This window comes from Candidatus Villigracilis affinis, assembly GCF_016705895.1.
Lineage (GTDB): Bacteria > Chloroflexota > Anaerolineae > Anaerolineales > Villigracilaceae > Villigracilis > Villigracilis affinis.
In genome coordinates, this window is sequence record NZ_JADJKT010000004.1 from 48673 (window position 1) to 74102 (window position 25430).

25 protein-coding genes are annotated in these 25430 nt (G+C 51.5%); 2 read left to right on the forward strand and 23 right to left on the reverse strand.

All coding sequences use genetic code 11. From position 1 onward, the window contains the following. Positions 1–3: 3 nt before the first annotated feature. From IPI86_RS01595 to IPI86_RS01670, 16 genes are all read right to left on the reverse strand, one after another. Positions 4–675 carry an SDR family oxidoreductase gene (locus IPI86_RS01595; RefSeq protein ID WP_345296224.1) on the reverse strand — a complete coding sequence of 224 codons (672 nt, stop codon included), beginning with the start codon at positions 673–675 and terminating at the stop codon, positions 4–6. A gap of 2 nt (positions 676–677) precedes the next feature. Then, a complete protein-coding gene (ribA, locus tag IPI86_RS01600) occupies positions 678–1436 on the reverse strand; it encodes a GTP cyclohydrolase II (RefSeq protein ID WP_345296225.1) in 759 nt (252 codons plus the stop codon). Between the two features lie 32 nt (positions 1437–1468). After that, entirely contained in the window at positions 1469–2164 is a 696-nt protein-coding gene (locus IPI86_RS01605) for a dihydrofolate reductase family protein (RefSeq protein ID WP_345296226.1), read from the reverse strand. 59 nt (positions 2165–2223) lie between these two features. Beyond that, positions 2224–2994 carry a 4,5-DOPA dioxygenase extradiol gene (gene ygiD / locus IPI86_RS01610; protein WP_345296227.1) on the reverse strand — a complete coding sequence of 257 codons (771 nt, stop codon included), beginning with the start codon at positions 2992–2994 and terminating at the stop codon, positions 2224–2226. 9 nt (positions 2995–3003) lie between these two features. Then, entirely contained in the window at positions 3004–3426 is a 423-nt protein-coding gene (locus IPI86_RS01615) for an Rrf2 family transcriptional regulator (protein ID WP_345296228.1), read from the reverse strand. Between the two features lie 175 nt (positions 3427–3601). Further along, positions 3602–5209: a M1 family aminopeptidase gene (locus IPI86_RS01620; RefSeq protein ID WP_345296229.1), complete on the reverse strand. Its 1608-nt coding sequence runs from the start codon at positions 5207–5209 to the stop codon at positions 3602–3604. Then, on the reverse strand, positions 5209–6699 hold the full coding sequence (locus IPI86_RS01625) for a M1 family aminopeptidase (protein WP_345296230.1): 1491 nt from the start codon (positions 6697–6699) through the stop codon (positions 5209–5211). The genes IPI86_RS01620 and IPI86_RS01625 overlap by 1 nt, the downstream gene beginning before the upstream one ends. A 91-nt stretch (positions 6700–6790) precedes the next feature. Beyond that, the gene (locus tag IPI86_RS01630) at positions 6791–7234 is read right to left on the reverse strand and encodes an SRPBCC family protein (RefSeq protein WP_345296231.1); all 444 of its coding nucleotides are present in this window, start codon (positions 7232–7234) and stop codon (positions 6791–6793) included. Positions 7235–7281: 47 nt separating this feature from the next. Then, a complete protein-coding gene (locus IPI86_RS01635) occupies positions 7282–8097 on the reverse strand; it encodes a metal ABC transporter permease (RefSeq protein WP_345296232.1) in 816 nt (271 codons plus the stop codon). Beyond that, positions 8094–8897, reverse strand: a complete 804-nt coding sequence (locus tag IPI86_RS01640) for a metal ABC transporter ATP-binding protein (protein WP_345296233.1) — start codon at positions 8895–8897, stop codon at positions 8094–8096. Before IPI86_RS01640 ends, IPI86_RS01635 begins: the two co-directional genes overlap by 4 nt. Before the next feature lie 61 nt (positions 8898–8958). Beyond that, positions 8959–9897 (reverse strand): zinc ABC transporter substrate-binding protein, encoded by a 939-nt coding sequence (locus tag IPI86_RS01645; protein ID WP_345296234.1) that lies wholly within the window; start codon positions 9895–9897, stop codon positions 8959–8961. 52 nt (positions 9898–9949) lie between these two features. After that, positions 9950–10366, reverse strand: coding sequence for a Fur family transcriptional regulator (locus IPI86_RS01650; protein ID WP_345296235.1), 417 nt, complete (start codon positions 10364–10366; stop codon positions 9950–9952). Between the two features lie 83 nt (positions 10367–10449). Continuing rightward, the gene (locus IPI86_RS01655; protein ID WP_345296236.1) at positions 10450–12966 is read right to left on the reverse strand and encodes a DPP IV N-terminal domain-containing protein; all 2517 of its coding nucleotides are present in this window, start codon (positions 12964–12966) and stop codon (positions 10450–10452) included. A gap of 7 nt (positions 12967–12973) precedes the next feature. Continuing rightward, positions 12974–14335, reverse strand: coding sequence for a hypothetical protein (locus IPI86_RS01660; protein WP_345296237.1), 1362 nt, complete (start codon positions 14333–14335; stop codon positions 12974–12976). After that, positions 14332–15066: a TIGR03943 family protein gene (locus tag IPI86_RS01665; protein ID WP_345296238.1), complete on the reverse strand. Its 735-nt coding sequence runs from the start codon at positions 15064–15066 to the stop codon at positions 14332–14334. The genes IPI86_RS01660 and IPI86_RS01665 overlap by 4 nt, the downstream gene beginning before the upstream one ends. Before the next feature lie 9 nt (positions 15067–15075). After that, positions 15076–16092 (reverse strand): permease, encoded by a 1017-nt coding sequence (locus IPI86_RS01670; RefSeq protein WP_345296239.1) that lies wholly within the window; start codon positions 16090–16092, stop codon positions 15076–15078. A 161-nt stretch (positions 16093–16253) separates the two neighbouring features. Here IPI86_RS01670 and IPI86_RS01675 point away from each other — a divergent pair, with 161 nt between their 5' ends. Then, on the forward strand, positions 16254–17381 hold the full coding sequence (locus IPI86_RS01675; RefSeq protein ID WP_345296240.1) for a GGDEF domain-containing protein: 1128 nt from the start codon (positions 16254–16256) through the stop codon (positions 17379–17381). Between the two features lie 18 nt (positions 17382–17399). Here IPI86_RS01675 and IPI86_RS01680 read toward each other — a convergent pair whose 3' ends face one another. The 6 genes from IPI86_RS01680 to IPI86_RS01705 form a co-directional block, all read right to left on the reverse strand. Continuing rightward, positions 17400–17630 (reverse strand): hypothetical protein, encoded by a 231-nt coding sequence (locus IPI86_RS01680; protein WP_345296241.1) that lies wholly within the window; start codon positions 17628–17630, stop codon positions 17400–17402. 13 nt (positions 17631–17643) lie between these two features. After that, positions 17644–19200 (reverse strand): histidine kinase N-terminal 7TM domain-containing protein, encoded by a 1557-nt coding sequence (locus IPI86_RS01685; protein ID WP_345296242.1) that lies wholly within the window; start codon positions 19198–19200, stop codon positions 17644–17646. 137 nt (positions 19201–19337) lie between these two features. Then, a complete protein-coding gene (locus IPI86_RS01690; RefSeq protein ID WP_345296243.1) occupies positions 19338–19754 on the reverse strand; it encodes an SRPBCC domain-containing protein in 417 nt (138 codons plus the stop codon). 12 nt (positions 19755–19766) lie between these two features. Continuing rightward, entirely contained in the window at positions 19767–20126 is a 360-nt protein-coding gene (locus tag IPI86_RS01695; RefSeq protein WP_345296244.1) for a DUF1801 domain-containing protein, read from the reverse strand. Positions 20127–20149: 23 nt separating this feature from the next. Next, positions 20150–20863, reverse strand: a complete 714-nt coding sequence (locus IPI86_RS01700; protein WP_345296245.1) for a hypothetical protein — start codon at positions 20861–20863, stop codon at positions 20150–20152. Positions 20864–20931: 68 nt separating this feature from the next. After that, on the reverse strand, positions 20932–21495 hold the full coding sequence (locus IPI86_RS01705) for a hypothetical protein (RefSeq protein ID WP_345296246.1): 564 nt from the start codon (positions 21493–21495) through the stop codon (positions 20932–20934). 165 nt (positions 21496–21660) lie between these two features. On the opposite strand from IPI86_RS01705, the gene IPI86_RS01710 reads away from it, so the two are divergent. Next, on the forward strand, positions 21661–23649 hold the full coding sequence (locus tag IPI86_RS01710; protein WP_345296247.1) for an ABC transporter ATP-binding protein: 1989 nt from the start codon (positions 21661–21663) through the stop codon (positions 23647–23649). 569 nt (positions 23650–24218) lie between these two features. On the opposite strand, the gene IPI86_RS01715 is transcribed toward IPI86_RS01710, so the two are convergent. After that, positions 24219–25346, reverse strand: coding sequence for a hypothetical protein (locus tag IPI86_RS01715; RefSeq protein WP_345296248.1), 1128 nt, complete (start codon positions 25344–25346; stop codon positions 24219–24221). Positions 25347–25430: the final 84 nt, after the last annotated feature.

The following is a 25430-nucleotide window of genomic DNA, read 5'->3' on the forward strand; positions in this document are numbered from 1 at the left end:
GCGCTAGTATAACGGAATTCTGGCTCCCGTCACTTTATTCGCTTCCTCTGAAAAAAGGTACTGCATTGCAGAGACAATTTCAGCAGGTGTGGTGCCCTTGCCTTCATTTTTCACATCGATTGATTTAACGTGAATGACATTCGCGGTCAATCCGCTTTCCTTGAATTCCTGCGCCAGTGTCAGCACCAGGCTTTCCTGTGCGGATTTTGCGGCGGTGTACAAGGCTGTCTTTGCGGCAGGCATGATCGTCTCAGGTTTGGACACGATGATGACCCGTCCCCACTTACTCTCAGCGATGAACGGGGTGAATGATTTCAACAGATGAAATGTCGTCCACACGTGCTGGTTGAGCATGGATTCAAGATCGGCTGCGTCAGACTCGGGGATGGTCTTGCCGCCCGTCCACCCGCCGACGAGATGGATCAAGGCGTGGACACTGCCAAATTTGGAATGAACAGCTTCGGCTGAGTCCTGAACCGCCTGCCCGTTAAGTAGGTCAATGCTTTGGGCGTGGAGTCTCTCACTGGGCAGGTTCAAGTCACGGATGAGGGAATCCAATTTAATTGAATCTCGATCAAGTAGCACAAGGTTGTGCCCACCTGCCGCGAAAGTTTTTGCAACAAGCTGCCCCAGCACACCCGTTGCGCCAGTTACGATAATGGTTTTTTTATTCATCCTTACTCATACAATGCTTTGATCTGATCTTCGGTCATGCCTGCCACGATGGGCGGGTCGCTTTGTTCAACGAGATGCGGCTTGCCGCGAAAATCAATCATGTGACCGGACTTGGCCGCCTTGGTTTCGAGATAGAAACGGTTGTGCTCATTGCTCGGCAAAATATGCGGCACGCGCGCGTTGACCTTGACGCCATGCTGTTCGAGCTGTGCGATCTTCTTCGGGTTGTTGGTCATCAAACGAATCGATTGGATCTTGAGCGAGTGAAGCATGTGAGCGGCCACGGCATAATCGCGTTCGTCATCACGGAAGCCAAGCGCGAGATTCGCCTCCACGGTGTCGAGTCCCTGATCCTGCAAACTGTAGGCGCGGATCTTGTTGGTGAGGCCGATGCCACGCCCTTCCTGACGCAGGTACAGTACAACACCCATATCCATTTCGCCGATCTTTTGCAGCGCAGCTTCGAGCTGGTCGCGGCAATCGCAGCGCAGCGAACCGATCACATCGCCCGTCAAACATTCAGAATGCAAACGCACCGGCACATCTTCCGCGCCAAGCACTTCACCCTTGATAATGGCAACATGTTCCTTGCCATCGCGGTTGTTTGAAAATGCGACAATATGGAAATCGCCAAAGCGTGAAGGCAGTTCGGCGATCGCTTCAATGTGTACGCAGATCTTATCCGAGCCATATCCCTCGCATTCATGGCAGCAATCTTCATCCATCAAAACCTGGATTTGTTCGTGTGTAAATGTAGTCATGTTTTCTCCAAACGATCGCCCTTCGATTTCTCTCAGGACGAAAAAAATTTATATCTTAGAAGGACTCCGCCATCCTCCCACTTTTCAACATCCATTAATTTCATCTCGACCGCCGCATCGCGCAGCAGGCCGGTCCCATCCGCAGGTGTGGGGGCATTCGCGCCGCCAAAGATCATCGGCGCAACAAAGAGCATCAACTCATCCACAAGGCCAAGGCGCATTAACTCGAAATTCATCGTCCCGCCGCCTTCCACCATCAAATGATCCACACCGATCTTTTTCAGCGTCTGCATCATCGAATTCAAGTCAACGCGCGGCGCATCGTGCACAAAGACTTCCACGCCGCTGGCGGTCAGCTCCGCAAGTTTGTCTTTAGATGTCTGATTTGTTGTAAATATTACGACTCGCGCCGGGCCCGCTTTAATGAAATCTGACTCAAGCGGGATGTCGGCATTCGCTACGCTCGTGACAACACCGACCTTAACAGGGTTGGGACTCAACCCACGTCGGACTCTGTCCTCACGCAACGCTTCGCTCTTAACTGTGAGCTTGGGTGTTTCATCAAGAAGCGTTCTCCCCCCGACGAGGATTCCATCCGCCGCGGCGCGCAATTCATCCACGCGCGATTTATCGCGTTTGGATGAGATGGCAGAACCTTTTCTTTCGAAGGTATCGATCTTCCCATCTGCCGTCATGGCGACGTTGATAAAAGTATAAGGCCGATTCATGATTCGTATGATAATGGACTTTTGACCGTGGACTGTGGTCTATCGTCCATTGTCGCTTCTTATCCAATTCTCACTGAACGCATGGATACCGATCCGCCCCAGACCTTCTCGGCGAAGAATGAAATTTTGTCGTCTTCATCCTTCAATGCCAGTGAATACAACAGCGGCACATAATGCTCGCCCGAATTGATTGCCAATTGCGCGGCCTGTCCCTGCTTTTGGAAATTGATGATCGGGTCGTGGTCATTAGTAAGGATCCAGTTCTTCACCTGTGTATCAAACTCAGTGGCCCAGTCATACGCAAAATCGCGGAATTGCACCAATGACAGGTTATGCACGATATTTCCAGAACTGATGATCAGCACGCCTTCTTCGCGCAATTCCTTCAACTGCCTCGCCACCTCATAATGGTCACCGACAGCCAGATTCGCATTCAAGCTCATCTGGATCACGGGCACATTCGCTTCCGGGAACATATTGCTCAACACAGACCATGTGCCATGGTCGAGTCCCCACTCCTGATCCGAATGGACTTCGGTCTTTTTGATGATGCGCCGCACCTGCTCCGCCAGATCGGGTGAGCCCGGCGCAGGATATTTCACTTCGTACAATTCCTTCGGAAAGCCGTACATGTCGTAGATCATGCGCGGCTGCTCCATGGCAGTGACGAGCGTGCCGCGCGTCACCCAGTGCGCCGAAATACAGAGGATCGCGCGCGGTCTCGGCAGGGTCTTACCTGCATCCCGCCAGGCGCGGGAGAATTCATTATCTTCGATTGCATTCATCGGGCTTCCATGCCCAACGAACAGGACTGGCATCTTTTCGGTCATGTGACCTCCTTATTGGTTTGCTTTTCTGCGAACGTCATTCAAAATATCGGCCACCGTGTAATTGCCCAGCGCCTTTTCCATTTCAGATTGGGCATCTTCGAACACGGAACGCAGCACCCCGCTGATGTTCCCGCCGATGGGGCAGTGCTTGTTCGGATGGCTGTGAACGGCCAGCACGTTCACTTCATCGAGGCTGCGATAGACCTCGCACAAGCCGATCTCTTTCGGCTCACGCAAGAGTCTCCAGCCGCCCTTTGCACCCGACTTGGATTCCACCAATCCGTGCTCGCGCAGGCTCGCCATCGTGCGACGAATGACGACGGGGTTGGTATCCACACTGCTGGCGATCATCTCCGAAGTGAGCGGATCACTGCTCGAAGCAAGCAAAGTCAGGGCATGAACGGAAATGGCAAAACGTTGGTTGGCATTCATAATTGTAACCATTATAGTTACGAATACAAAAGAGTCAATGGTGAAGGGGGGAATTCTTATGAAAGATTAATCACCGATTTCAAGCAACCCTGAAGAAACAACCGCAGAGAGCAAAAAGCGCACAGAGATTCAGCAGTTTCTCTGTGCGCTCCATGGTAAAACCTTACAAGGTAATTTAATGAGATTGGGAAAAATACGCCGCGATCAGATCACTGATATCTGCGCTGGTATTGGCGCGGATCGTGGCAAAAAGGTCATTCGAGGTCGCATGTCCGCGGGCATGGATTGCGGCGTAAGCCTTCAAAAAGCGGAAGAAATCATCATCACCCATACGGATGCGCAGATCCTCAAAGAAGTGCGCGCCATTCAAATACACCGCATTGACATATGAACGCTGGTCGCCGAAATTATAGATATTTGCATCAACATAACCGCTCGCGCCAAAATAATCCACGCGGAACTGCCACCACCAATCACCGTAGCGCGGATAGTTATATTCATAAAAAATACGCTCGCTGTAAACCGACATGGCCTCGTCCACCCATGGCTCCAACGCCTGGTCACTGCCCACCAGGCCAAACCACCATTGATGCGCGATCTCATGCACGCCGATGGTCGTCAGATTGTTCTTCGCGCCGCCGCCATACTGGCCGTAAAAATCCGTTGAAAGAAAAACCAACCCGTCATATTCCTGTCCGTCATGAATGTCCGTCTGCACGATCGCAAGGCTTTGATACGGGTACGGGGCAAATTTCGCTTCGAAGAGACTGACCGCCTGCACCGCTCCGTAAAGGATTCCATCTGCCGCCGCGCCATAACCATCGAAATAATACGAGCGGATCACCACCAACCCGACAGCTGATTCGGTCACGAGAAATTCATCGCTCGCCGAAAGTGAGAACGTGCGCGCACCGTAGAGACGATAGCGGGTCCATTCGCCGTTTGGTTCCGAAGGCGCACCGGTCGCGATGATCACATCCGCATCTGTTTTGATATTCACCTCGATATCCGATGTATCGTAAACGAGATGCTCTCCAAAGGGCATGGGGTCATGCAATATCCAGCCGCCGTTATACGGCACGACGAACGGATACCAATCCACGAGATTGATCTGGTTGAAATCATAGCCGAACAAGCCCGCCCCCTTCGCAGGGATGTTAAGTCTGAAACTGAGAGTCAGCGTAGTGGCAGATCCTGCCGGTAGAAGCTGAGGCAGGTTCACGGTCAGGGCTTGACCGTTGAGTGTGTACGAAGTCAACACAACAGAATCCTGCGAAATCGAGTTCAGCACAAATGCGTTTCCATAAAAATTCGGCTGAACCGATAAGACAATATCCGAAAGCGATGTGCCTGTGCTGTTGTAATAACGGATCGTCTCCTCAACATCCAATGTGCGCGCCGCGAAATCCATCGTTGCGTACAGGATGTAATTGGTGCGCGAAGGCTCGGAGGGCGGGGGAGAAGTGAACGTAACCGCCGGGGGAGGATTTGTGGGCGGCACCTGCGTTTGTGTGGGGATCTGGGTAAACGTTGCCGATGGCGCAATCGTAGGCGAAAGAGTCGAAGTTACCGTGGGGATAAAAATCGGAACGTTCGTGTCAGTCTGCGCCGCTGGTTGAAATGGCGTCGGCGTGGGAGATGCGTTCGGTGCACGCGTCACCAAAATGAACGGCGCAAATACCTGTGGGGTGGGCACAGGCGTGGGCGTCGCGCAGGACGCAAGAAAAGAAAACAGCAATACGGTACACGCAATGCGTATGAGACGGGAGGGAGTGGGTTTCATCAATAGATATTTTGGAAATATTGGCGCACGATATCCGAAGTATCTGTGCGGGTGTGTTCACCGAGGATACGGAAGAAATCGTTGGTGGTCATGATCTTATTGCGTCCCTGTGCGAGATAATCCTGAATGAATTCAAAAAAGGCATCATCCCCGATGCGGGCGCGAAGTTCACTGAGGAAATGTGCGCCTTGAAAATAGGCCGCGTTTGTGTAGGGACGGAATCCCTGCCCATCATAGATCGGAATATCCACAAAGCCCTGCGGGTTGTAAAAATCAATGCGATAGGCCCACCACCAGCTGACAAGGTCGGGGTGAAGGGTTTCGTAATAAACGAGTTCTGAATAGGTGGCAAGCGATTCATCGAGCCAGGGCTGCTGAGCCTGGTCGTTGGCTACCTGATCGAACCACCACTGATGCGAGGTCTCATGCACAGCGACAAAGATCAAATAATTGGCGGGCGTTTCATCATACAGGCTGTAGAAATCGCGGGAAAGATAAAAGAAAGCAGAATATTCCATGCCGTCGTTGAAATCACCCATCACCATCGAAAGCGTCTTGTGCGGATACGGCCCATATTTCTGGCTGTAGATCTGCAGGGCCTCGGCACTGGCTTGCAGGGCGGCGCGCCCGGCGATCTTGCTCAGCGGAAAGTAATAACTTGCCACGATGATATCCCCAACCTGCAAACTTGAAACCTGAAATTCGGGGCTGGCAGCAAGGGCAAACGTCCGTGCGGCGGTGATGGTGTAACGGGTAGAGTCTGCTCGTTGTTCGGGCACCCCGCTGGCGGCTACGATGGGCGCGTTGGCTGGGTCCGCAAATTTGACATTCACTTCAAAATCCGCAGAATCATAAACGAGATGTTCACCGTAATACCAAGGGTCATGCAATACCCAATCCCCGTTGACATAAGGCACGACAAATGGATACCAGTTCGTCAGGTTCAATTGGCGTCGTGTGTATCCATAAATCCGCGGACGGGAAACGCTGGGATCCTCCTGCTCGGCAAAGGGCAGGTTCAATGTGTATTGAATGTTGATGATCATCACTTCTTCGGGTTTGAAAAAAGAAGGGAGTGAAATATCGAGCCGTTGTCCGCTGATGTTGTAGGTGGTGATCGGCGTGCTATTAATGGAAAGTCCGCTCAGGTTGAAACTGCCCTCCCATAAATTGGGCACAATGGCGATGACCAGTGCATTAAGCTGATTACCGGTATGGTTGGGATAATAGATGGTCTCATCCACAGTGACAATGTGCGCATCATAGTCGATGCTGGTATTTAGAATGTATCTTGCGCGTTCCGGGGCCGGGAGAGCCGTGGCCGTGGGGAGCGGGGTGTTCGATGCGGTTGGCTCGGGCGTGATCGTTGCCACAGGAGTAAATGTTGCAGCCAAGGTTGCTGTGGGCGCTGGAGAAGGCGGGGTACAGGATGTGAAAATAAAAACGAACAGAAAAAGAATGGATATGGATGATGGAATGTTTTTTCGCATGGGCAGTATTCTACCGCTTTTGAGCAGCACGTTGGAATAAAAACTCCCGCCGGGGATGCGGCGGGAGCGAGTCTACCAATAAAGTGATGAATTAGCCTTCGATCGCCTTTTTATATGAAGCAAGGGTCGTTTCGATACCGGTAATGAGCTGCTTCTTCATCATATCTTCCATGCCGGGCATGCTGGGCATTCCGGGCGGGAGGAGCACGGCATCCATCTGCGCGATCATTTTTGTGCCAGAACCATCCGCTTCGAGGATGGTGGTATTGACCATGTCTGATGCGGGGGGCGGCGCGTAGGTCTTTGTGGAGAGTAGTTTGTTCTTCTCGAAAGCGATGATCTCATTCGTCGTGGTATTGGACTTACCGAAGCTGGTGGTGGTGACCTTGTATTTAGTTCCAAGTTTGAGCGGGCCATCCACTTCAATGCCAGTGACATATTCGCTCATTTTCTTCATATTCTCGAGATTGGTGAGGTAATCAAAAACCTCTTCAACTGTTTTGTTGATCTTGATGGAAGCCTCAATAATGGTCATTGGAAATTCTCCTATAGATTGGTCTGGTGGATAACAATAAAATTATTTTATACGGACTTTATTCGTTTCCACAAGAACCCAAGTAGGAATATGGCGGTAGCCGTTAGTACTATGGCTGAACCCGACACAATATTGAAGTAATAGCTCAGATACAAGCCGATGACCGATGACAAAGCGCCGATCGCTGCGGAGACGAACATCATCGGCAACAACCGACGGGTGAGCAGATACGCCGTTGCTGCGGGCGTGACCAGCATCGCGGCAGCCAGGCTGACGCCCACTGTTTGGAGCGAGACCACCACGGTCAGCGCAAGCAGGACGAGCATGAGGTTGCGAAGCAATTCCGCGGGCAGGCGTAAAGTGGCAGCAAGAACGGGGTCAAACGAAATGACGAGAAAGGGCTTGAACAGCAATGCCACTGTAAGCAAAATAGCAAAACTCAATCCACCGATCAGCCATAAATCTGAAACACTGACTCCGAGTACATTGCCAAACAAAATATGAGACAGGTCCACTGCATAGGTCTGCATGGTGCTGATCAGCGCAACACCCAGCGAGAGCGCCGCCGCAAACAGAATGCCAATGGCGGTATCTTCTTTGACTGCGCCATCTTTGGTAAACAGTCCAATGATTAGGGCTACGGTAATAGCAGCAATTCCCGCGCCGATGAGCAGATCGCCTTTGAGGATGTAGGCAATTGCCACACCCGGCAGGATCGCATGTGCCATCGCGTCACCCAGAAAAGCCATGCCGCGCAAAACAACATACGTCCCCATCACCGCGCACAACACACCGACAATAACTGAGGCAAGCAGTCCGCGCTGCATGAATTCGTAGGCAAGAGGTTCAAAGAGAAAGTTCATTGAGCCTCGGCATGATGGTGATGTTCTTCATCGGGAGGACAGCACTCATCCACCAACATCATTCCATTTTCCATCACCAACAGTGAATTACCAAACGCCTGTGTGAGATTTTCCTTCACAAACACTTCCTGCGGTGTTCCAAATGCAATCAGGCGATGATTCAGCAAAAGCACAAGATCGAAACGTGAAGCGGCTAAATTTAGATCGTGCGTGGAAATGATCGCTGTCACCTGTTTGCGGTGTAAATGATCAAGCAGGTTGAGCGTCACCTCTTGTGTGGTCACATCCACCCCGGTGAACGGTTCATCCATCAACAGGATATGCGGCTCCTGCGCAATGGCACGCGCCAGAAATGCGCGCTGCTGCTGCCCGCCCGAAAGCTGACCAATGGAATGCTCCGCAAGGTCCGCGATTCCCATTTGCTCCAGGCTTTTACGCACCAGGCTGCGATCATGTGCAGACGCACGTTTAAACCAGCCCATCTGCCCGAAGCGACCCATCATCACCACATCGTTGACCGTGACCGGGAAGCGCCAGTCCACTTCTTCGCGCTGGGGGACGTACGCCACGCAATCCTTATGAACGCCAAGCGATTCACCGTGAATGATGATTCGTCCGCTTTTCACAGGCAACAATCCGACCAACGCTTTGAACAAGGTGGATTTACCTGCGCCGTTTGGCCCCACCACGGCAACACGCGCACCATGCGGCACTTGAAAACTAAGATCATGCATGATGATCTTGTCACCATAGCCGATGCTGATATTTTGAACTTCGAGACGATGAGGTGTGTGAGTCATTTGATTTTTGATTTACGATTTTGGAATGTCGAGTGAAAGACGCGTCTATTTCTCTTCCATCTTACTTCAAACCATCCACAATTTGAATGACATTATTCTTCATCATTTCTATATAGGTCGAGGCAGGGCCGCCATCAGTCAGGGATTCAAGGTACAAACCATCCACCACCTTCACACCAGTTTCAGCAGCGATCTGGTTCGCAAGGTCGGCATTTTCCACTTCGCCGAGGAAAATGGCAGGCGCGCCTGAGCTCTTCACCGCATCCACAGCCGCCGCGATCTCCTGAGCCGATGCACTCGCCTCGGAGCTAAAACTCGGCAGAATGGTATCCACAACTTTAAACCCATAACGAGCCGCAAAGTAACCCATGGCCTCATGATTCGTGATCAACAAACGCCGCTCAACAGGGATGGTTTCGACCTGCTCTTTAATGAACGCATCCAGATCTTGGAGCTGCACAATATAAGCAGCCGCATTGGCCGCGTAGATCTCCGCGCCATCGGGGTCGGCTTCGCTTAATCCATCGCGGATATTTTCGACATAAGTGATGACAAGGTTCGGGTCAAGCCACATGTGCGGATCACCCGCTTCATAACCGTGACTGTCGCCTGATTCTGCTTCATCGGCATGTTCCTCCATTTGAAGCGGAGTCAACCCCGCCGTCGCCTCGATGACCAAACGTTCGCCACCCGCATTTTCCAGTAACGGCTCGATGAAATGCTCGTATTCGAGGCCGTTCAGGATCAATACTTTGCTTTCTGAAATCTTCGCCACATCGGATGGAGCAGGTTGATAGGCATGCGGGTCCGCGCCGATGGGGAGTAGGGACTGTATCTGCAAACGGTCACCAGCCACGTTCTGGGCAATGTCTGCGAGGAAGGAAGTGGAGGCGAGCACGCTCAAAGCGCCGTCACTGCCGGTTGAGGCCGACCCGCATGCGGTTAAGAAAAGAGCCGCGAGGGTCATCATCCCAATAATGGTATTGAAAACCTTTTTCATTTAGAACTCCTGTTTTTTATCCCTCGCCAATGACGAGGGATGGATTAACTTCTTACTTGCAGTTCGCGCACAGGCCAAACAGTTGCAGCCAGTGCTCCTGAATTTGGTAACCTGTTTTCCTTGCGATGGATTTCGTCAACGCATCGAGATCGTCACCTTCGAAGAATTCCACCTGACCGCAGGTTTTGCACAACAATAAATGCTGATGCCCCAACCCCGCCGAGATGAACGCCTGACAACCAATGGGCTGATGCACGCGTTGAATGAGGTGCAGTTCTTCGAGTTTTTCAAGCGTGCGATACACAGTGACCAGGCCGAGGGCACGGTACTTTTTGCGCGCCTGATCGTACACCTCGATGGGTGTGAGCGCGTGGGTGTTTCCATACACCACATCCACCACCGCGCGCCGTGCGGCAGTAACGCGATATCCATTGTCGTGCAGTTGTTCCAGCCAGGTTTCAGAGGACATATTCACCGTTTTTCTTACTGAAAATCATTTTCAATAAGTATATCCAGAAAAAACGCGGGAGTCAATCCCGCGTTAAAGCCTGTTTACGGCCAGAGCCATTTGGGGTTGTAGCCCGCGATGCCCAGGTCGGTCACTTTACTGGAAGCCACATCCACCATCTGCAATTTCGATGCCAGAGGAAAGGCATCCAGGTCGTACAGGTCATACAAAATGGATTTTCCATCGCCAGACCAACTCAATGTGCCGTGCAGTGAATTTAGCGAATCGGTGATCGCGTGCGATTCACTGCCATCGGCGCGCATCAGCCAGATCTGGTCGCCGCGCGGAATGGAAAGGTCACGCCGCACCACGGCGATCCATTCACCATCGGGCGACCAGGCAGCGAGAATATTCTCGAAGCCGAGGTCGGGACTGATATTGGTAGAAGTCTTTGTCTGCAGGTCGTAAATGAAAAGCTGCGTGATGAACTGGTTGGATTGAATGATGACATCACGATACAAAACGGATTTCCCATCCGGTGCCCACGCGGCAGACGCGCCCAGCGCGCTGGTGATGGCGCGGCTTTCCCCATTTTCAAGGTTGTACAACTGAATATTTTCAGAGGTGGCATAGCTCAGCCACTTTCCATCCGGTGACCAGCGTGGATTCGCGCCCGGCAATTGTTCCTCTTGAAAAAGAGATTGAGCCTTGCCGGTATTCACATCGACCCACCACAGGGTCGCCAGGCCGGTAGCGTTCGTAGCTTCGAGGCTGATGTGTTCGTAGAGCACGCGCGAGCCATCCGGCGACCAGACCGGCTGCGAGCACATCGCCTCGCTGCAATCGGCCAGTTTTTTATTTTCGCCGCTGTTCACATCGGCGAGCCAAATTTCATTTTTCAAGTCGCCTGTCTGCGCAATGTACACGACACGCGAGCCATCGGGGGAGGGGGCAAAATCCACTGCGCTGTTTGAGCCGCTCGTCAATGCCACTGGCTGAGACCCGCGGATATCTGAAATGAATAACTGCTTGATGCGGTCCTGTCCTTCGAGTTGATAGACAATGCGCGCATCTTCAACTCCGCCCGCGCCTGCTTCGCCCAAACCGAGAGAATCTTTCGCCCGGACATAGGCTCCCCACGTGAGCGCGAAGCCAAGCGCCAGCACCACCACCGCAGAGACAATCGGCATGACCGGTGCGATCTTATCGAGAAAACTGACTTTATCGAATAGCCTGCGGCTCGAAACCATCAACAGACCGATGGCGATCAACACCACAGCCAGGCCGAGGCTGAATGAAACGATCAATGCCAGCCCGAGGAAGATGCGATTGATGGCAACCGCCACCAGCAGGATCGCGATCGCATCGGGACAGGGAACAAGTCCGCCGCTGACGCCGAGGGCGATGAGCGAGCGCCAAGTGATGGCTTCGGGCACATCGTGGGAATGCAGTTTTCCATCGCCGTGGTGATGCATGTTCGCAGAAGGTTTTTGGATGACCGATATACCAGTCACTTTCTTCGGCGCGGCAGATGGGGTTAACGAAATCTTTCTCGTGGATTTTTCCTGTACAACGGCGGGCTGTCTTAATTTCCACCAGTATACAAATCTCTGCCACAGCAGATACATACCAAGCCCAACAATGAGCAGACCGGAAAGGATTTCCAGCCACGGAATGATATCCGTCGGCACGATGTATTTCGAAGCGGCGAGCGTGATGATGCCAAGCAAAAAGACGGAGCCGGTATGCGTCAGCGTGACCACTGACCCGAGGACCACGGCATGCCAGACGGTCCCGCGTGAACCGACGAGATAGGCGGCAACGACCGTCTTGCCGTGACCGGGAGTCAACGCATGGAGAGCGCCCAACACCAGCGAAATACCCAATGCAAAAATATAAAAGGAAAGCGAGAATTCCTTCGCGCGGACGAGATCCAGGAGTTGCTCAAGGTTGGCGTTCTGCTGTGGAGTTGGCGCGGCAGGCTCGGGCGTGGCGGGAAGCGTTCCGCCCTGCCAAGAGGAAAGTGACGGCATGCTGCTATCCCATACATCGAGCAGTTTAACCTGAGCGCCATCCTGCGCGGAAGGTGGAAAAACTTTCAACGCGATTTGGGCATTCTTTTGCTGGGGCGTTTCGAATTTCATCCCATCTTCGGCGGTGACATAATACCAATTGAGGGATTTTTGTTCTTCAAATCCATTCTTGAATGCCAGCTGATATATCTCGCCTGAATCGATGGTGTTTGCAGATAGATTGACAACAATGAATTCCTGCCCTGCCTGAAACAAATCCACGCTGGATGGGAATTGCACGCCATCAAGCGTTAATGGCAATTTGACTCCATTCAGCAGGGATGTGATCTGCGAAAGCCGAGCATTGCCCCACGTGATGGCTTCCTCCTCATTTACTGCGCCATCCTGATCGGCATCCGCATTGAACCAGATGGATTGAATGAGCAAGGGACCGGGGCGAATCTCCCATTTGATGGCTACAGACTCCTGCGCGATGTTGATATGGATATGATGTGTGTACACATCGGCAGGATGCGCGAGAACGGGAAGTGCCTGTGTAAAAAACAGCACCAATAAAATAACGGCAAGAAGGATTTTTGGTTTTTTCATTTTCACTTTACGGCAGCCAATGCGGCATGATTCCTTCGGCAATGGTCAGCGGTTCGCGGAAACCATGCTGCCACAGACCGATCTCGGGTTTGAACTCACCGCGCAATTTGAATTGCTGAAAGATCAGCGCAGTGCCCCACGAATTCCAGCGCGGCGAATTATAGGTGTAGCCGGGCTGATCGGCAATAATGATGCCATCGAGCAGGCCGGGGTCGAAAAGCCAGAATATCTGCGCGGGTTGATCTTCATCGTTTCGCAGACTGACTATGACCGAATCCTCCACGGGTGACCATGCGACGGAATTATAGGCATAATCGCGATCATCGTTGCTGCCAAGCAGGGTGGAGGTATCGTTCAATGACAAATCGGCAAGGCGCAGGCGGGTAACCAACCCGCTCTCCGATTGTTCGATATCGGTAAAAAGAAATTTCGTGCCGTCCGGCGACCATGTGACCGTGCCGCCGGTGTTGGATGGAAAAAGGATCTGCGCGTTGTTCGAAAAATCGAACAGATGAAACTGGTCGGCAAGACCATCGAAGGAAATCAACTTTGAAGAATCGGGAGACCACGATGGGTTGTACCCCAAAACCTGCTGGTCTTCGTAGACCGGGCCTGTTTGCGCATTTTGCAAATCCACCACCCACACACGCGGAGAACCGTAAGGCAGGCCCGGGCCAACTCCCGCCGCTTCGCGCGAGTAGGCAATGCGCGTGCCATTTGGCGCGATGGATGGCGTGGTGCAGCGGTCGAGTCCGCAATTGAGCAGGATGGAGGCGTCGCCGCCTGTGCGACTCATCCGCCACAGGTCAATACCGCCCTGCGAATTCGCCGAGGAAAAAACAATAAATTCGCCATCGGCAGAAACATCAAACGAAATAATCTTGATTTCTTCCGGTGATATGCGGTTGGGCGAATCCCCGTTCATGTCAACCGTCCACAACGTGCTTTGGTCATCTTTGGCAACCAGATACACGATCAGCGGGTCGCGCACGCGCCACTCCCAGCTTTGTTCATTCTTCAGCGCGCGTCCATTTTGGGTGAGGATGCCCGGGCCGAGAGTCAGCTTGTAACTGGCGCCCCATTCAAACGGTCGGACAGGAACGAATTGTAATGTGCGTACATCAAGCCATTCGATGGTCCCATCCACTTTGGGCTGGATCGAAAAAAGGGATTCGGTCAAAACAGGATCGACCGCTTCAGAGAATGTCAGCTTGATTTTTTGGAAAGGCCCGATCAGACTCCGCTCGGGCAGGGCTGCTGTTACTCGAACACCCGCCTGCCCCGAAAAAAGAATCACCAAACCAATCACCACGGCCAGGAGAGCAATGACCGTGATCGCAATCGAATCGAGCGATGAACGAAATTTCATGGGAATAAATAGGGTTGTTCAGGCACGGGAATCGATTGCACCGACTCGGCTTCGATTAGCGGAACAGATTGGTCGTTGAGGGTGATGACCCTGACCCGCCCCTTAACCAACACCCAGGCATCTTCTTCCAACGTAGAAGCCTGCGGCCATTCGCCCACCATAGCAATGGCAAACCCATCCGCCGCGCAGCATGAAACAACAAAACGACTGACGAAGAACTGATTCTTGCCAAGCGTTTCATCGAAATAAACAAATCCGATCACCGAAGCCTTCTGCCCGACGAATTGGGTGAGATCGCTTTCGAAGTTGAATAATTTGATCCAATCGAGGACGTTGCGTTCCTCTGAATCGGTTTCGAACAATTGCGCTGAAGAATCCGCACTGACGAGCGGCGCGTTGGTATTGAAGCCTTTCGTGGCAAGCGCAGAGGAATCGAGCGGGCGCGCGGGAATGAGCACACCGATCAACAAGGGCAGTAGCATGAACCACAGGTTTGCCGAAACAGGTGCATGTTCGTGGTCATCTTCCTGCTCACTCTGGCGCGAGCGTTTGATCTCGGTGAACAGGGTCTGCACCAGAACGGCAAGCAGGATGATGCCGAAGATCGTCAACGGGACGAAGCGCAGGTTGATGTAATAGGTCAATTGTCCGCTGGCGGCTTTCGATGCGAAGAAAACGCACAACCCCAGCAGGAGCAAGGCTTGAAAAGAGCGGTAAAGTCGTTTGGGCATGGGGAATTCCTATGGCTGTAAATAGTTAAAGAGAATGCCTGCCAGCAGACTCATCAAAAATGGAATGGCGACAATGTAAGCCACCGATCGTCGGCGGAAGACCTGCAAATACATGATGATGCTTTTAATATCCACCATCGGGCCGAAGACCAGAAACGAAAGCACCGAGCCGAAGCTGAATGTGCCGAGAAAACCAAGCGCCACGAAGGCATCCACAGTGGAGCAAATGGAAAGCAGAATGGCAAGCGCCAGCATGACGAGCACGGAAGTTACGGGGCCGCTGCCAATGGCAAGCAGGCTGGATTGCGGAACGAAGGTTTGCAAAGCCGCCGCAAGCATGGCGCCGATGATGAGGTAGCGTCCCATTTCGAAGAATTCATCGGCAGTGACCAGCAGAGCACGTCGCATCTTTTCACTGAAAGAGGCGTTTGCCTCAAGGGAATGGTCATGGTCATGCGAAGAGGTCAGCACGGGGCGCAGCACATTGGCCGCATTCTGTTCCACCGAGAAGACCAACCCCACCACCACGGCAATGATCAAACTGACACCCATGCGCCAGAGCAGCATCTGTCCCCAGCCAAAAGCGGAGGCGGTGCTGAGTACCACGATGGGATTCAGAACAGGCGCGGCCAGCAGGAAGGCAATTCCAGCGGAAAGCGGCAGCCCCTTGTTGAAGAGTCGGCGCGTGAGCGGTACGACTCCGCATTCACACACGGGGAAGATCATGCCCATGAAAGCGCCACCCACTGCCGCTGCAACAGGGCGATGCGAGATCCACCTGCTCATTTGGTCGCGGTCGAGAAAGACTTCCACCAATCCCGAAGCGAGAGTCCCAAGTAACAAATAGGGAACGGCCTCAACAAAGATGCCAAGGAAAACCGTGGCAAAGACATTCAACCTGTCCCAGAGCAAAGCAAAGAACCCCGCAGGCAGCATGCTGGATACAACCAGAGACAGAACCACAAGTGAGATCGTAATGATGGATGTTCGAGACAAAAGGCGTGGGGAGGAAGTTGTATTTTGCACAAATCGGATTATACCTATTGGATATTAGATTGCCATGAATCGCCAACTGATGTTCACGGACTCACCAATCTCGACAACCCCGCTCGCAAATTCACACTTTTGAAAGTCCAACCCATGAAGTGCCTTTCATTTATAGCATAAGGTATCATTGATATTTAATCATGTTCAAAAGATTGTTTGGACAAATTCTCCTACACTTGGGAGATTTGGAGGATGAATTCCGTCTCTTCCATCTACGCGATGACATTGCCATGTTCATCATTACAGCCGTTTGCATGCTGCTTGCCAACGTCATCATGCTGCGCGTGGATTTCATCCTGTATCAGACCAGCATGGATCTTTTTTACCTGATGATCCCCTTTCGTTCCATTCAAATACTGCTTTCTGGGTTTTTTTTGTTCATGGTGCGTCGCACAAAACAGGTGCAGAAATTCGACCTTCTCGTCTTTTCATGGCTGCTTCTCAATGTGATCTATTTCTCCCTGTTCAGCTTTACGCGGCCAGCAGATTACCTGGCGACCACCTTCGATCTATTATTCATCTTTGGGTTATACCTGCTCTCCCCATTGCAATTAAAACAGACCCTCGCCCTGAGCATCAGTCTGTCTCTTGGGTCTTTGTATGTGGCTTATCATTACAAGTACGGCGTGCCTGCCTATATTGTGGGCTCAACCACAGGGGCGCACATCTTCGTTCACATGCTGGGACTGGCATCTGCATTGCAGATCCAATCCTTTAAGCGAAGGGCGTTTCAGGCATACGCGAGCGAAAGGCGTGCCCACGAGATCACACAAGACCTGTTGCGTAGCGACCTGCTAACCCACAGCTTCTCGCGTGGATATTTCTTTGAACTGGCTCAAAAGGAATTCAAGCGTTCGAAAGATCTAAATCTGCCGCTCTCCGTGCTCATCATGGACCTTGATCATTTCAAGAAAATCAACGACACACGCGGACACCATGCCGGTGACAAGGTATTGGGGTGGTTCGGTCAGTTTGTTATTCAACACAAACGCACGCAGGATATTTTTGGGAGGCTGGGCGGCGAGGAGTTTGGCATGCTCCTCCCTGAAGTTACGCTCAAGGATGCGTTGACCGTGGCAAAGCGTTTTCAAACTGCATGGGTGGAAATACCGATGGAAGTGGATTCAAAGGTCATCAAGTCCACAATGAGCGTTGGCATCGCTGAAATCTCCGAGATGGACAACAGTTTCGATGAGCTGCTCAACCGCGCTGATGCCATGATGTATAAAGCCAAACAACGCGGACGAAACCGCGTTGCCCACAAGTAACAGTTTTTGTGACCGCTTTCAAGTCTGTTCCCCTTTTCGTTCATTCCCGCGTTTGAAGTTACCCGTCACACGAGCCATGCGCAATTGGGCATTTTCATCTGTCAGGCCTTGAAGGAATCTTTCAGCCATCCCATCCTTGAGGATCGTAACCTGCCTGCCGTGCCAGTAAATAAAAACCTTTCCATCTGCGGCCTCTTTGAAAGTGAAGGGTTGTTCCTGTAATTTTCCACGCTTGTCTATTTTCTTCATAGATTATTTTCGGCTACCCCAATCCTTTATGCCACATGACAACACAATTGCGCCCATCTACCTTGGCTTTGTAGAGAGCTTTATCGGCACGGTGAAACAACCCTTCAAAAGTGTCTTGTTCCTGAATACCGAATTCGGTCACCCCCATGCTGATCGTTGTCTTGATCTCGAAGGATTCGGAGTGAATGACACTCGACGCAAGCACCTCTCGCAATCGCTCGGAAAGTTCTGCGGCGATCTCTTGCGGGGTTTCGGGCAACAACAGGGCAAATTCTTCGCCCCCCAATCTGGCAAATACATCCATTTTCCTTGTACCACGTGCGCAGATCCTTGTCAGTGTAATGAGCGCCTGATCTCCACTGGCGTGGCCATAGTTATCATTGATCTTCTTGAAGGAATCCATATCCATGAGCACAAGAGACAGCTTTCTGTTATAGCGAATCGAGCGCTGGATCTCCTTTTTCGCCAGTTCCATAAAATGACCTCGGTTGATGGCCCCGGTTAACGAATCAACATTTGCCAGCAATCGCAGTTCATTCTGTGCCTTCTTCAAATTGGTAATGTCATGGAGAATGATCAACCGCCCGATATCCCTGTCTTTTCCATCGAGAATATTCGTGACCTGCATATCAACATATTTTCTCGACCTTCCTCCCAGGTTGATCTCAATCTGCGGCTGGGAAAAATTGGAAGAGTCTTTTTTGTAATGAGGCCATTTTCGGATGACATCCTCGACAGACCTGCCAAGCATGTTCGTATTGATATTCAACAGATTCTGCGCAGCGGGATTCATATCTACAATGCGGGTCTGGGTATCGATGACCAGCACGCCATCCCGCATCTTTTCGATGAGGATATCCCTTGCAACGGGGATCAAATCGAGCAATTGATATTTTCCAACCGCAAAGGCAAAAGCGACAGCGGCAATGGTAAAGGAGAACGGCGTGTTATCTGCACCCGGAAGCGGATTTAATCCCAGAATAAAAATGATGCTATTCAACCAGGTAAAGCCGATACCCAAAAGGATAACGCCAAGCTGCCTGCGATAAACACCGGAAGAGCGAAGATATCCGCGCACGATCAATATCGTGGCAATCAATATCAACGAGTAGGAATAAACCACATTGAGCCAGAAAACAGGCCCGGCGTCCAGAATGACCGCGCTGTTTTCCGCCCGTCTCCCGGCGAAAAATAGTCCATGATATGCGTCGGTGAAAAGACAGGTCAGTACAAGGATCGGTTCAAGATAAAGCAAGCTCACAAAGGGACGTTTAAGCCAGCCTTGATGATTTGTGATCTGCATAGAAAAAACGAACAGCGCCGTCGGAACACTCACCGCACCAAGATAGGTGATGTCAAGCCAGAAATATTTGGTAAGTCCCGGTGTACCCGCCCAAAAAATGGCGTATGTAGTATCCCACCAGGCGAGGGCAAGAAGCAGCAAGATCAATGAAGTTGCACCCACTGCATTTCTCCGTGACTGCAGAATGGCAACAGCAACGAACAGGCAGGCAGTACCCGCAACTAAAAGCAGTGAGCTATAAGTAATATTCGGGGGAGATAATTGCATACTTAGCCTTGCTTCTATTGTACATCCTTGCCTGTTCGAAAACATGAACTTTTCATTTTTAGCAGTTTAATGCACAAGGCAGTTGCTTCAACACAACTGCCTTGCATTTATCGCCAACTGCCAATGAGTAAGGTAATTTATTTTTCAACCTGCTTTTTTAGTGCCGCAACGAATCCCTCAAAGTTCGCGGTCAGGTCGGGAATGTTTTTGCCGAAGAGCGGCAACAGCAACCCGCTGAATATCTCTTCGGTGTGGAAGTTCGTCCCCCCGTCTTTTGACGGGGTCAGCGTATGGGTACGCTCGGATTTAAATAATCCCAACGGCAGGCCGCCCGTCAACACCATTTTTTTACCGGGCTCGAAGGCCGTCACTTTCACCGGGAAGGATTGGGCGCTCAGCTTGGTAAAAAATGTCACGGTTTCGCCCAAGGCCAGCCTGCCGTCAATGTGGTCCATGCTCAGGTCCCAGGCTGGGTAACCGCTTGCATCTGAAAGAATCTTCCAAATTTTTTCAGGCGAGGCATTGATCGAAATGGATGCGCGATATGATTTCATTTGTAAAGCCTCCTATTTTTCGTTCTTCAAGGTCTGTTTGACATAGTCCTTCAACGCAGTTTTGTTGAAATCGAGCGACGTAATCCTCATCGTACGTGCCTTGCTGCCATCGCCTTCCAGCAAACCATACTTATCATTGAGCGCGGTCCCTTCAAAAAAGATCAACGAAACCTTGCCTTTGCCAACCACGGTTTGAATATGATTCTTCGTTGTTGCATACACAAGGCAGTTCTTCCACTTGATGCTCTCATTGAAAGCGGGTCCCGCCGCCAACACACAGGCACGGATCTCCAAAAAGAGCGGAGCGATCTCATCGTTTAAATCGCCGATGTATTCATTCACAATATCGTTTTTTGATTTGGCGTATTTCATAGCAATCTCCTTTGCGTAAATTTTTACACCCCTATTTTATTCACCGCAGGCAAAACCTCATTGTAAGAAGCGGACATCAAGTTATCCTGCAAGATCGAACTGTTCTGAAAATACTCCACAGGCGCAAGCCCGGTCATCTTCTTGAACGAGTGATTCAAATGCGGCTGGTCATAAAACACATCCGGAGTCACATGCTCGATGATGCGCGGATTTCGTGACGAAAAATCGCAAGCCTGCTCCAAGAACACATGCACATTTCGAATATTTTGCAGCTCTTTTCTGCTCAATCCAAACACCGCCTGATACAAACGCCGTTTATGCCGTGTTGAAAAATTAACCAGCCAATCCGATTCTTCGAAATTCGGCAACAGCATGGGGTACGGCGACTTCGGACTCCGCTGCGCACGCACATATTCCGTCACCTGAGATGCGAACGACTCAAGATCTTTCGCATCTCGCTTAACCCAATCCTGCTTCAAAAAACAATTGGCCTGTATCTCCCCGGAAAAAGACTCGGCAAACCCAAGCGCAAAACGCGCCCCAAACAAAACCAGCGGAGTCGAAAAGGACAACTTCACCGGGCGCGTATGCAAAGTCCGCAGCGATTGACGGGGCAAGACAAACTTTCCCTCCGCCTCATCCGCCACACAGTAGACCCTCCCTTTTTGGATGAACAAATAGTCGAAGAACGGCTCCGGGATAAAGTGCTCCGCAATCGTCATTGGACTGCGGGTCACCACAGACATTTTCCAGAAAAATAAAATTCCGAGAGAAGGGTCTCCGATTTTCTTTTGAAATGAAATCTTCATCGCTGTTCTAATACGTCCCTGAGTTCGGCAAACGGATGCAGGTCTTTTTCGTCCAACTGGTAATTCGTCACCTTGCGCATTCCACCGCTCCCCGTAGCCTTGACCGCCGCACCCGACACCTCCTCCACGGTGGACCAACCCGTCAGGGAAACCACAAGCGGCGACGGGGATTTGATCAACTCATCCATGTCCACTGGCGCGAGTACACACCAAAGCACCAAATCGGCTTTCTTCTTCAGAATTGGATATTGATCCACAGCGATACAGCGTCCCAAATCCATCCAGTAGCTCGCGCTCCAGGTCTTGACTTCGAGCCTGCGCACCTGCGAATAATTTTTGATCTTCACAACGATATCGCACAAATTCTCGCGCTCCGGAAATCGGAAATGCGAATCGAGTTTAAATCCGTTTTCGAGCAGATATTTCTCCGTTGCAAGCTCGCCCAGTTTCCCCGTCAAGTGCGAAGCGAGGCGGTTGTTGTAATAGCCATCGCGCTGCGACCATTTTTCGATGGAAGCATGAGCCGCATCGGCAGCCCATTTCACATCAGCAGCATCCAAAACCATATCCACGCAGGAAATTATACACGCGCCAATCTCCCATCAGACTTTCATTAACCTCCCCCTTCGTCCAGTTGCCGATTTGGTCGCTTGGTCTTATAGTCGCATGGTCTGATAGTCAAAAGACTACGTGACCAACCGACTACGAAACCAGGAGATTACACAATGCACGGATACGGCTGGTTTATGGCCATGCGCCAGGGCGACCAAAAGCCCAAAGTGACCAAGGAACTTTTATTACGCGTCCTCAATTACGCCAAACCTTACTGGTGGCACATCGCGGGCATGCTCGTGACGATCCTGCTCGGCACGGGTGCATCGCTGCTGACCCCGCTCATCTTCCGTAATATGATCGATGTGGTATTGCCCGCCAAAGACACCCAGCGACTCATCTTCCTCGGCATCGCGCTGCTGCTGATCCCAGCCATCAGCGGGGGAATCAATGTGATCCAACGGCGTTTGAATTCCACAGTCGGTGAGGGTGTGATCTACGACCTGCGCTCGACTCTTTTCGCGCGGCTGCAGCGCATGTCATTGCGGTTTTTCACCAACACCAAAACAGGCGAACTCATGTCGCGCCTCAACAATGATGTGGTCGGCGCGCAAAACGCCATCAGCAATACCATCGTCAACATTGTGACCAATCTCATCGAAGCCATCGCACTGCTGGCAGTCATGCTCACGCTCGAATGGCGGCTGACCATTGTCAGCATTCTCATTTTGCCGCTGTTCATCCTCGTGGCACAGCGACTCGGAACCGTTCTGCGTGATATTGCCCGCCAGGCCATGGATACCAACGCGCAGATGAACGCGCACATGAACGAGACTCTCAATATCGGCGGCGCGTTACTGGTCAAATTATTTGGCCGCTCGCGTGAAGAAGAAAAACGATTCCGTGAACGCGCCGCGAATGTGCGCGATATCGGCATTCGGCGCGCGGTGGTCGGCTCTTCGTTCTTCGTCATCTTCGGGCTGGTCACGGCAGTGGGCACGGCGCTCGTCTACGGGCTGGGCGGCTACTTCGTCATCACCGATGTCTTCACCGTCGGCACCATCGTTGCGTTCGGTTCATATCTCGGTCAACTCTACGGTGCGCTGCAAGGGCTCGCTGGCGCGCCTGTTGAATTTTCAACCAGCATGGTTTCCTTTGAACGCGTGTTTGAGATCATCGATCTTCCGCTGGATATTCTCGAAAAGGACAAAGCGTTCGATTTCCAAAATGTTCAAGGCAAACTCGAATTCGATAACGTCACCTTCAATTACAAAGTGGATGACACCAAACTGCTCAGCGAAGTCAAACGCTACGGAAGCATGGATAACGTAACAGCAGTGCTCAGCGGAAAGTCTTCGGCTGACAGTAAAAATTCACAGGGGAAGAATGGTCAATCGTCCACGATCAATCGTCGGGATGAAAGAAGCGCCGCATCTGACTCACCCGAAGCTGACTCAACATCCCAGGCACGCGAAGTCGCTTTGGAAGGAATCTCCTTTACCGCCCGTCCCGGACAGTTGGTTGCATTGGTCGGCCCATCCGGCGCAGGCAAGACTACGTTGACCTACCTCATCCCGCGCCTGTACGATCCAACCGATGGCATCATCCGCATCGACGGATACGACGTGAAGGATGTGACGCTCGAGTCGCTGGCCAATTCCATCGGCATGGTTACGCAGGAGACCTATCTCTTCCACGACACCATCCGCACGAACCTGACCTACGCCAAACCTGAAGCAACCCAGGCTGAGATCGAATCCGCCGCCAAAGCCGCCAACATCCACAACTTCATCATGGACCTGCCCGAAGGCTACGACACCATCGTCGGCGAGCGCGGATACAGACTCAGCGGCGGCGAAAAACAACGCATTGCCCTTGCGCGAGTCATTTTGAAAAATCCGCGCATCCTTGTTTTAGACGAAGCGACAAGTTCACTCGACAGCGAGTCTGAATCTTTGATTCAAGATGCACTAAAACGAGTCATGGCAGGCAGAACCAGCATCGTCATCGCGCATAGACTAAGCACGATCCTGGCTGCTGATTTGATTTTAGTCATGGACAGAGGAAAGATTGTGGAGAGAGGAACTCATGATGAGTTGCTCGCCACAGGCGGACTGTACAGTCAATTGTATGAAACGCAGTTTCGAGGGGAGAGGGTGTAGGTCGTTTTCTTCCCCCAAATCCGGCATTGAAATATTTTCCATATCAATCCAAAATTTTATTGTCAGATTTGGGGGACACAGTACCCAAAGCACAGCGAGTGGTAGGTGTCCGAAGGACGACGGAGGGGCTATAGTCAACGGTATGAAACACAACTCAGAAGGAATAGGCAATGCAGGGCTATAGCAAAGTCAGATTTTTTCCTTTTTCGATCCAAAGAAGTTAATTATCTTTTTTCTGTTCATAATAGCTACGGCTGTTAAAGCAGCCAACACAAAGGATACAAACAGAGATATGGCAAGCAAATCATCGGATTTGATACTTAGGGGCAAAAGAGATAAGAGTTTGCCAATCAAGATGAAATACACAAAATATATAACTATGTATAGCAAATAGGTTGACATGCATCCGTGCCTTTTCATTAGAATAACCTCCTTTGATGACTGAAAATGAACATGATTATTATAGCATTGACAACTGTTACCAAAACCCTAGCATGGACACGCACTCGATATAATAAAATAAGGGCGACCCGTTTGAGGTCGCCCTTTCCATTTCAAACAAATTCAAATCAACTCACTGGAGGCAGCGGGGTTGCATCTACACCCTGCGAGGTCAGCGCGGGGAGGGCTTTCAGCTCTCGGTAGACCAGTGTCCACACGGTGGAGGCGTAGACGGTCTGCCAACTGCCAAGCAATAGCCAGGGGGAGAAGGCAATCGTGAAGAACAATGGCAGCGCAAAGAGCACACCGATGACCCACGGCAACCATCCGCTCAGGAAGATGCTGGTCAGTCCGCCCGCGAGCAATACAGGGATGACCGCCACGAGAGCGCCAGCCACAGCCGTGACCAAAACCACGGGGATGGTCAGGATGAAGGCGATGATGGAAACGATCGCCCAGACAATTCCCAGCCCGATCATCACCAGCCACATGATGCCGACATTCTTCCAATTCTCGCGCGCCATTTGGAATCCGCGGCTCAGTGATTCGCGTACGCCGAGGTTCTCCAAAGCACAGGCGCGCCAGAAGAAGTGTCGCAGCAATCCCAGGAAGATGCTGACAATTGCCACTACAAAGATGACCAGGAACAGGATAACGGCAGAGATGACAATGCTCACCATCCCAGCTTCCTGACTCCCTTGCGTGAAACTCATGAAGACCATGATTCCCAAACCGAGCAGCAGTAACATAGTGAGAATCATCGGCAGGTTCACCAACAAGTTGATCAGGAACAGCCGCCAGGAGGTGCGCGACCAGCCGATGCGGAAGCCCTCTCGGACAGTCATTTTCGAGCCTGTGTTTTCATATTCATCCACCATGCGGATGACGGCAGTCTCAGCCACGTATCGGGCGACAGCCACGACAAGCCCCAGTATCATGCTAAACACCACGAAGATGACCGCGATCCAGATCAGGGTGGTCAAATCCTCTTTCGGAATTCCGATCTCGGACATTCCTTCGTTGAAGAGTCGTTCCATTCCCTGGGTAAACTCTTCGAAAGTTTGAGGCATATCTTCGGGGAACGTCTCATGTTGTTGATTACTCTGAGAGTTCGCTTCATAGCGGGAACCGCTGTTCGAGCCGTTACCGCCTGACGAGCCTGCGCCCGCCATTGCCAGGATCAAACCGAAGACCCACAATGCTCGATAACTCCACAGGATGTGCCAGGCACGTTTTAAAATTTTGATAGGATCCATTTTTACCTCTTTCCTTTTTATAAGAGTGTCATTCTGAGCGTAGCGAAGAATCTCTACGCCAATCTCAGGGACCTTCACCTGCAC

What these genes read in the sequence shown, in the direction of transcription:
- IPI86_RS01710 (WP_345296247.1), top strand. Translation starts at nt 21,661, where the DNA reads ATGCACGGATACGGCTGGTTTATGGCCATGCGCCAGGGCGACCAAAAG.
- IPI86_RS01620 (WP_345296229.1), bottom strand. Translation starts at nt 5,209, where the DNA reads ATGAAACCCACTCCCTCCCGTCTCATACGCATTGCGTGTACCGTATTG.
- IPI86_RS01715 (WP_345296248.1), bottom strand. Translation starts at nt 25,346, where the DNA reads ATGGATCCTATCAAAATTTTAAAACGTGCCTGGCACATCCTGTGGAGT.
- IPI86_RS01690 (WP_345296243.1), bottom strand. Translation starts at nt 19,754, where the DNA reads ATGAAATCATATCGCGCATCCATTTCGATCAATGCCTCGCCTGAAAAA.
- IPI86_RS01685 (WP_345296242.1), bottom strand. Translation starts at nt 19,200, where the DNA reads ATGCAATTATCTCCCCCGAATATTACTTATAGCTCACTGCTTTTAGTT.
- IPI86_RS01635 (WP_345296232.1), bottom strand. Translation starts at nt 8,097, where the DNA reads ATGAACTTTCTCTTTGAACCTCTTGCCTACGAATTCATGCAGCGCGGA.
- IPI86_RS01675 (WP_345296240.1), top strand. Translation starts at nt 16,254, where the DNA reads ATGTTCAAAAGATTGTTTGGACAAATTCTCCTACACTTGGGAGATTTG.
- IPI86_RS01655 (WP_345296236.1), bottom strand. Translation starts at nt 12,966, where the DNA reads ATGAAAAAACCAAAAATCCTTCTTGCCGTTATTTTATTGGTGCTGTTT.
- IPI86_RS01650 (WP_345296235.1), bottom strand. Translation starts at nt 10,366, where the DNA reads ATGTCCTCTGAAACCTGGCTGGAACAACTGCACGACAATGGATATCGC.
- IPI86_RS01665 (WP_345296238.1), bottom strand. Translation starts at nt 15,066, where the DNA reads ATGCCCAAACGACTTTACCGCTCTTTTCAAGCCTTGCTCCTGCTGGGG.
- IPI86_RS01615 (WP_345296228.1), bottom strand. Translation starts at nt 3,426, where the DNA reads ATGAATGCCAACCAACGTTTTGCCATTTCCGTTCATGCCCTGACTTTG.
- IPI86_RS01640 (WP_345296233.1), bottom strand. Translation starts at nt 8,897, where the DNA reads ATGACTCACACACCTCATCGTCTCGAAGTTCAAAATATCAGCATCGGC.
- IPI86_RS01595 (WP_345296224.1), bottom strand. Translation starts at nt 675, where the DNA reads ATGAATAAAAAAACCATTATCGTAACTGGCGCAACGGGTGTGCTGGGG.
- IPI86_RS01645 (WP_345296234.1), bottom strand. Translation starts at nt 9,897, where the DNA reads ATGAAAAAGGTTTTCAATACCATTATTGGGATGATGACCCTCGCGGCT.
- ygiD (WP_345296227.1), bottom strand. Translation starts at nt 2,994, where the DNA reads ATGACCGAAAAGATGCCAGTCCTGTTCGTTGGGCATGGAAGCCCGATG.
- IPI86_RS01605 (WP_345296226.1), bottom strand. Translation starts at nt 2,164, where the DNA reads ATGAATCGGCCTTATACTTTTATCAACGTCGCCATGACGGCAGATGGG.
- IPI86_RS01695 (WP_345296244.1), bottom strand. Translation starts at nt 20,126, where the DNA reads ATGAAATACGCCAAATCAAAAAACGATATTGTGAATGAATACATCGGC.
- IPI86_RS01680 (WP_345296241.1), bottom strand. Translation starts at nt 17,630, where the DNA reads ATGAAGAAAATAGACAAGCGTGGAAAATTACAGGAACAACCCTTCACT.
- IPI86_RS01625 (WP_345296230.1), bottom strand. Translation starts at nt 6,699, where the DNA reads ATGCGAAAAAACATTCCATCATCCATATCCATTCTTTTTCTGTTCGTT.
- ribA (WP_345296225.1), bottom strand. Translation starts at nt 1,436, where the DNA reads ATGACTACATTTACACACGAACAAATCCAGGTTTTGATGGATGAAGAT.
- IPI86_RS01630 (WP_345296231.1), bottom strand. Translation starts at nt 7,234, where the DNA reads ATGACCATTATTGAGGCTTCCATCAAGATCAACAAAACAGTTGAAGAG.
- IPI86_RS01660 (WP_345296237.1), bottom strand. Translation starts at nt 14,335, where the DNA reads ATGAAATTTCGTTCATCGCTCGATTCGATTGCGATCACGGTCATTGCT.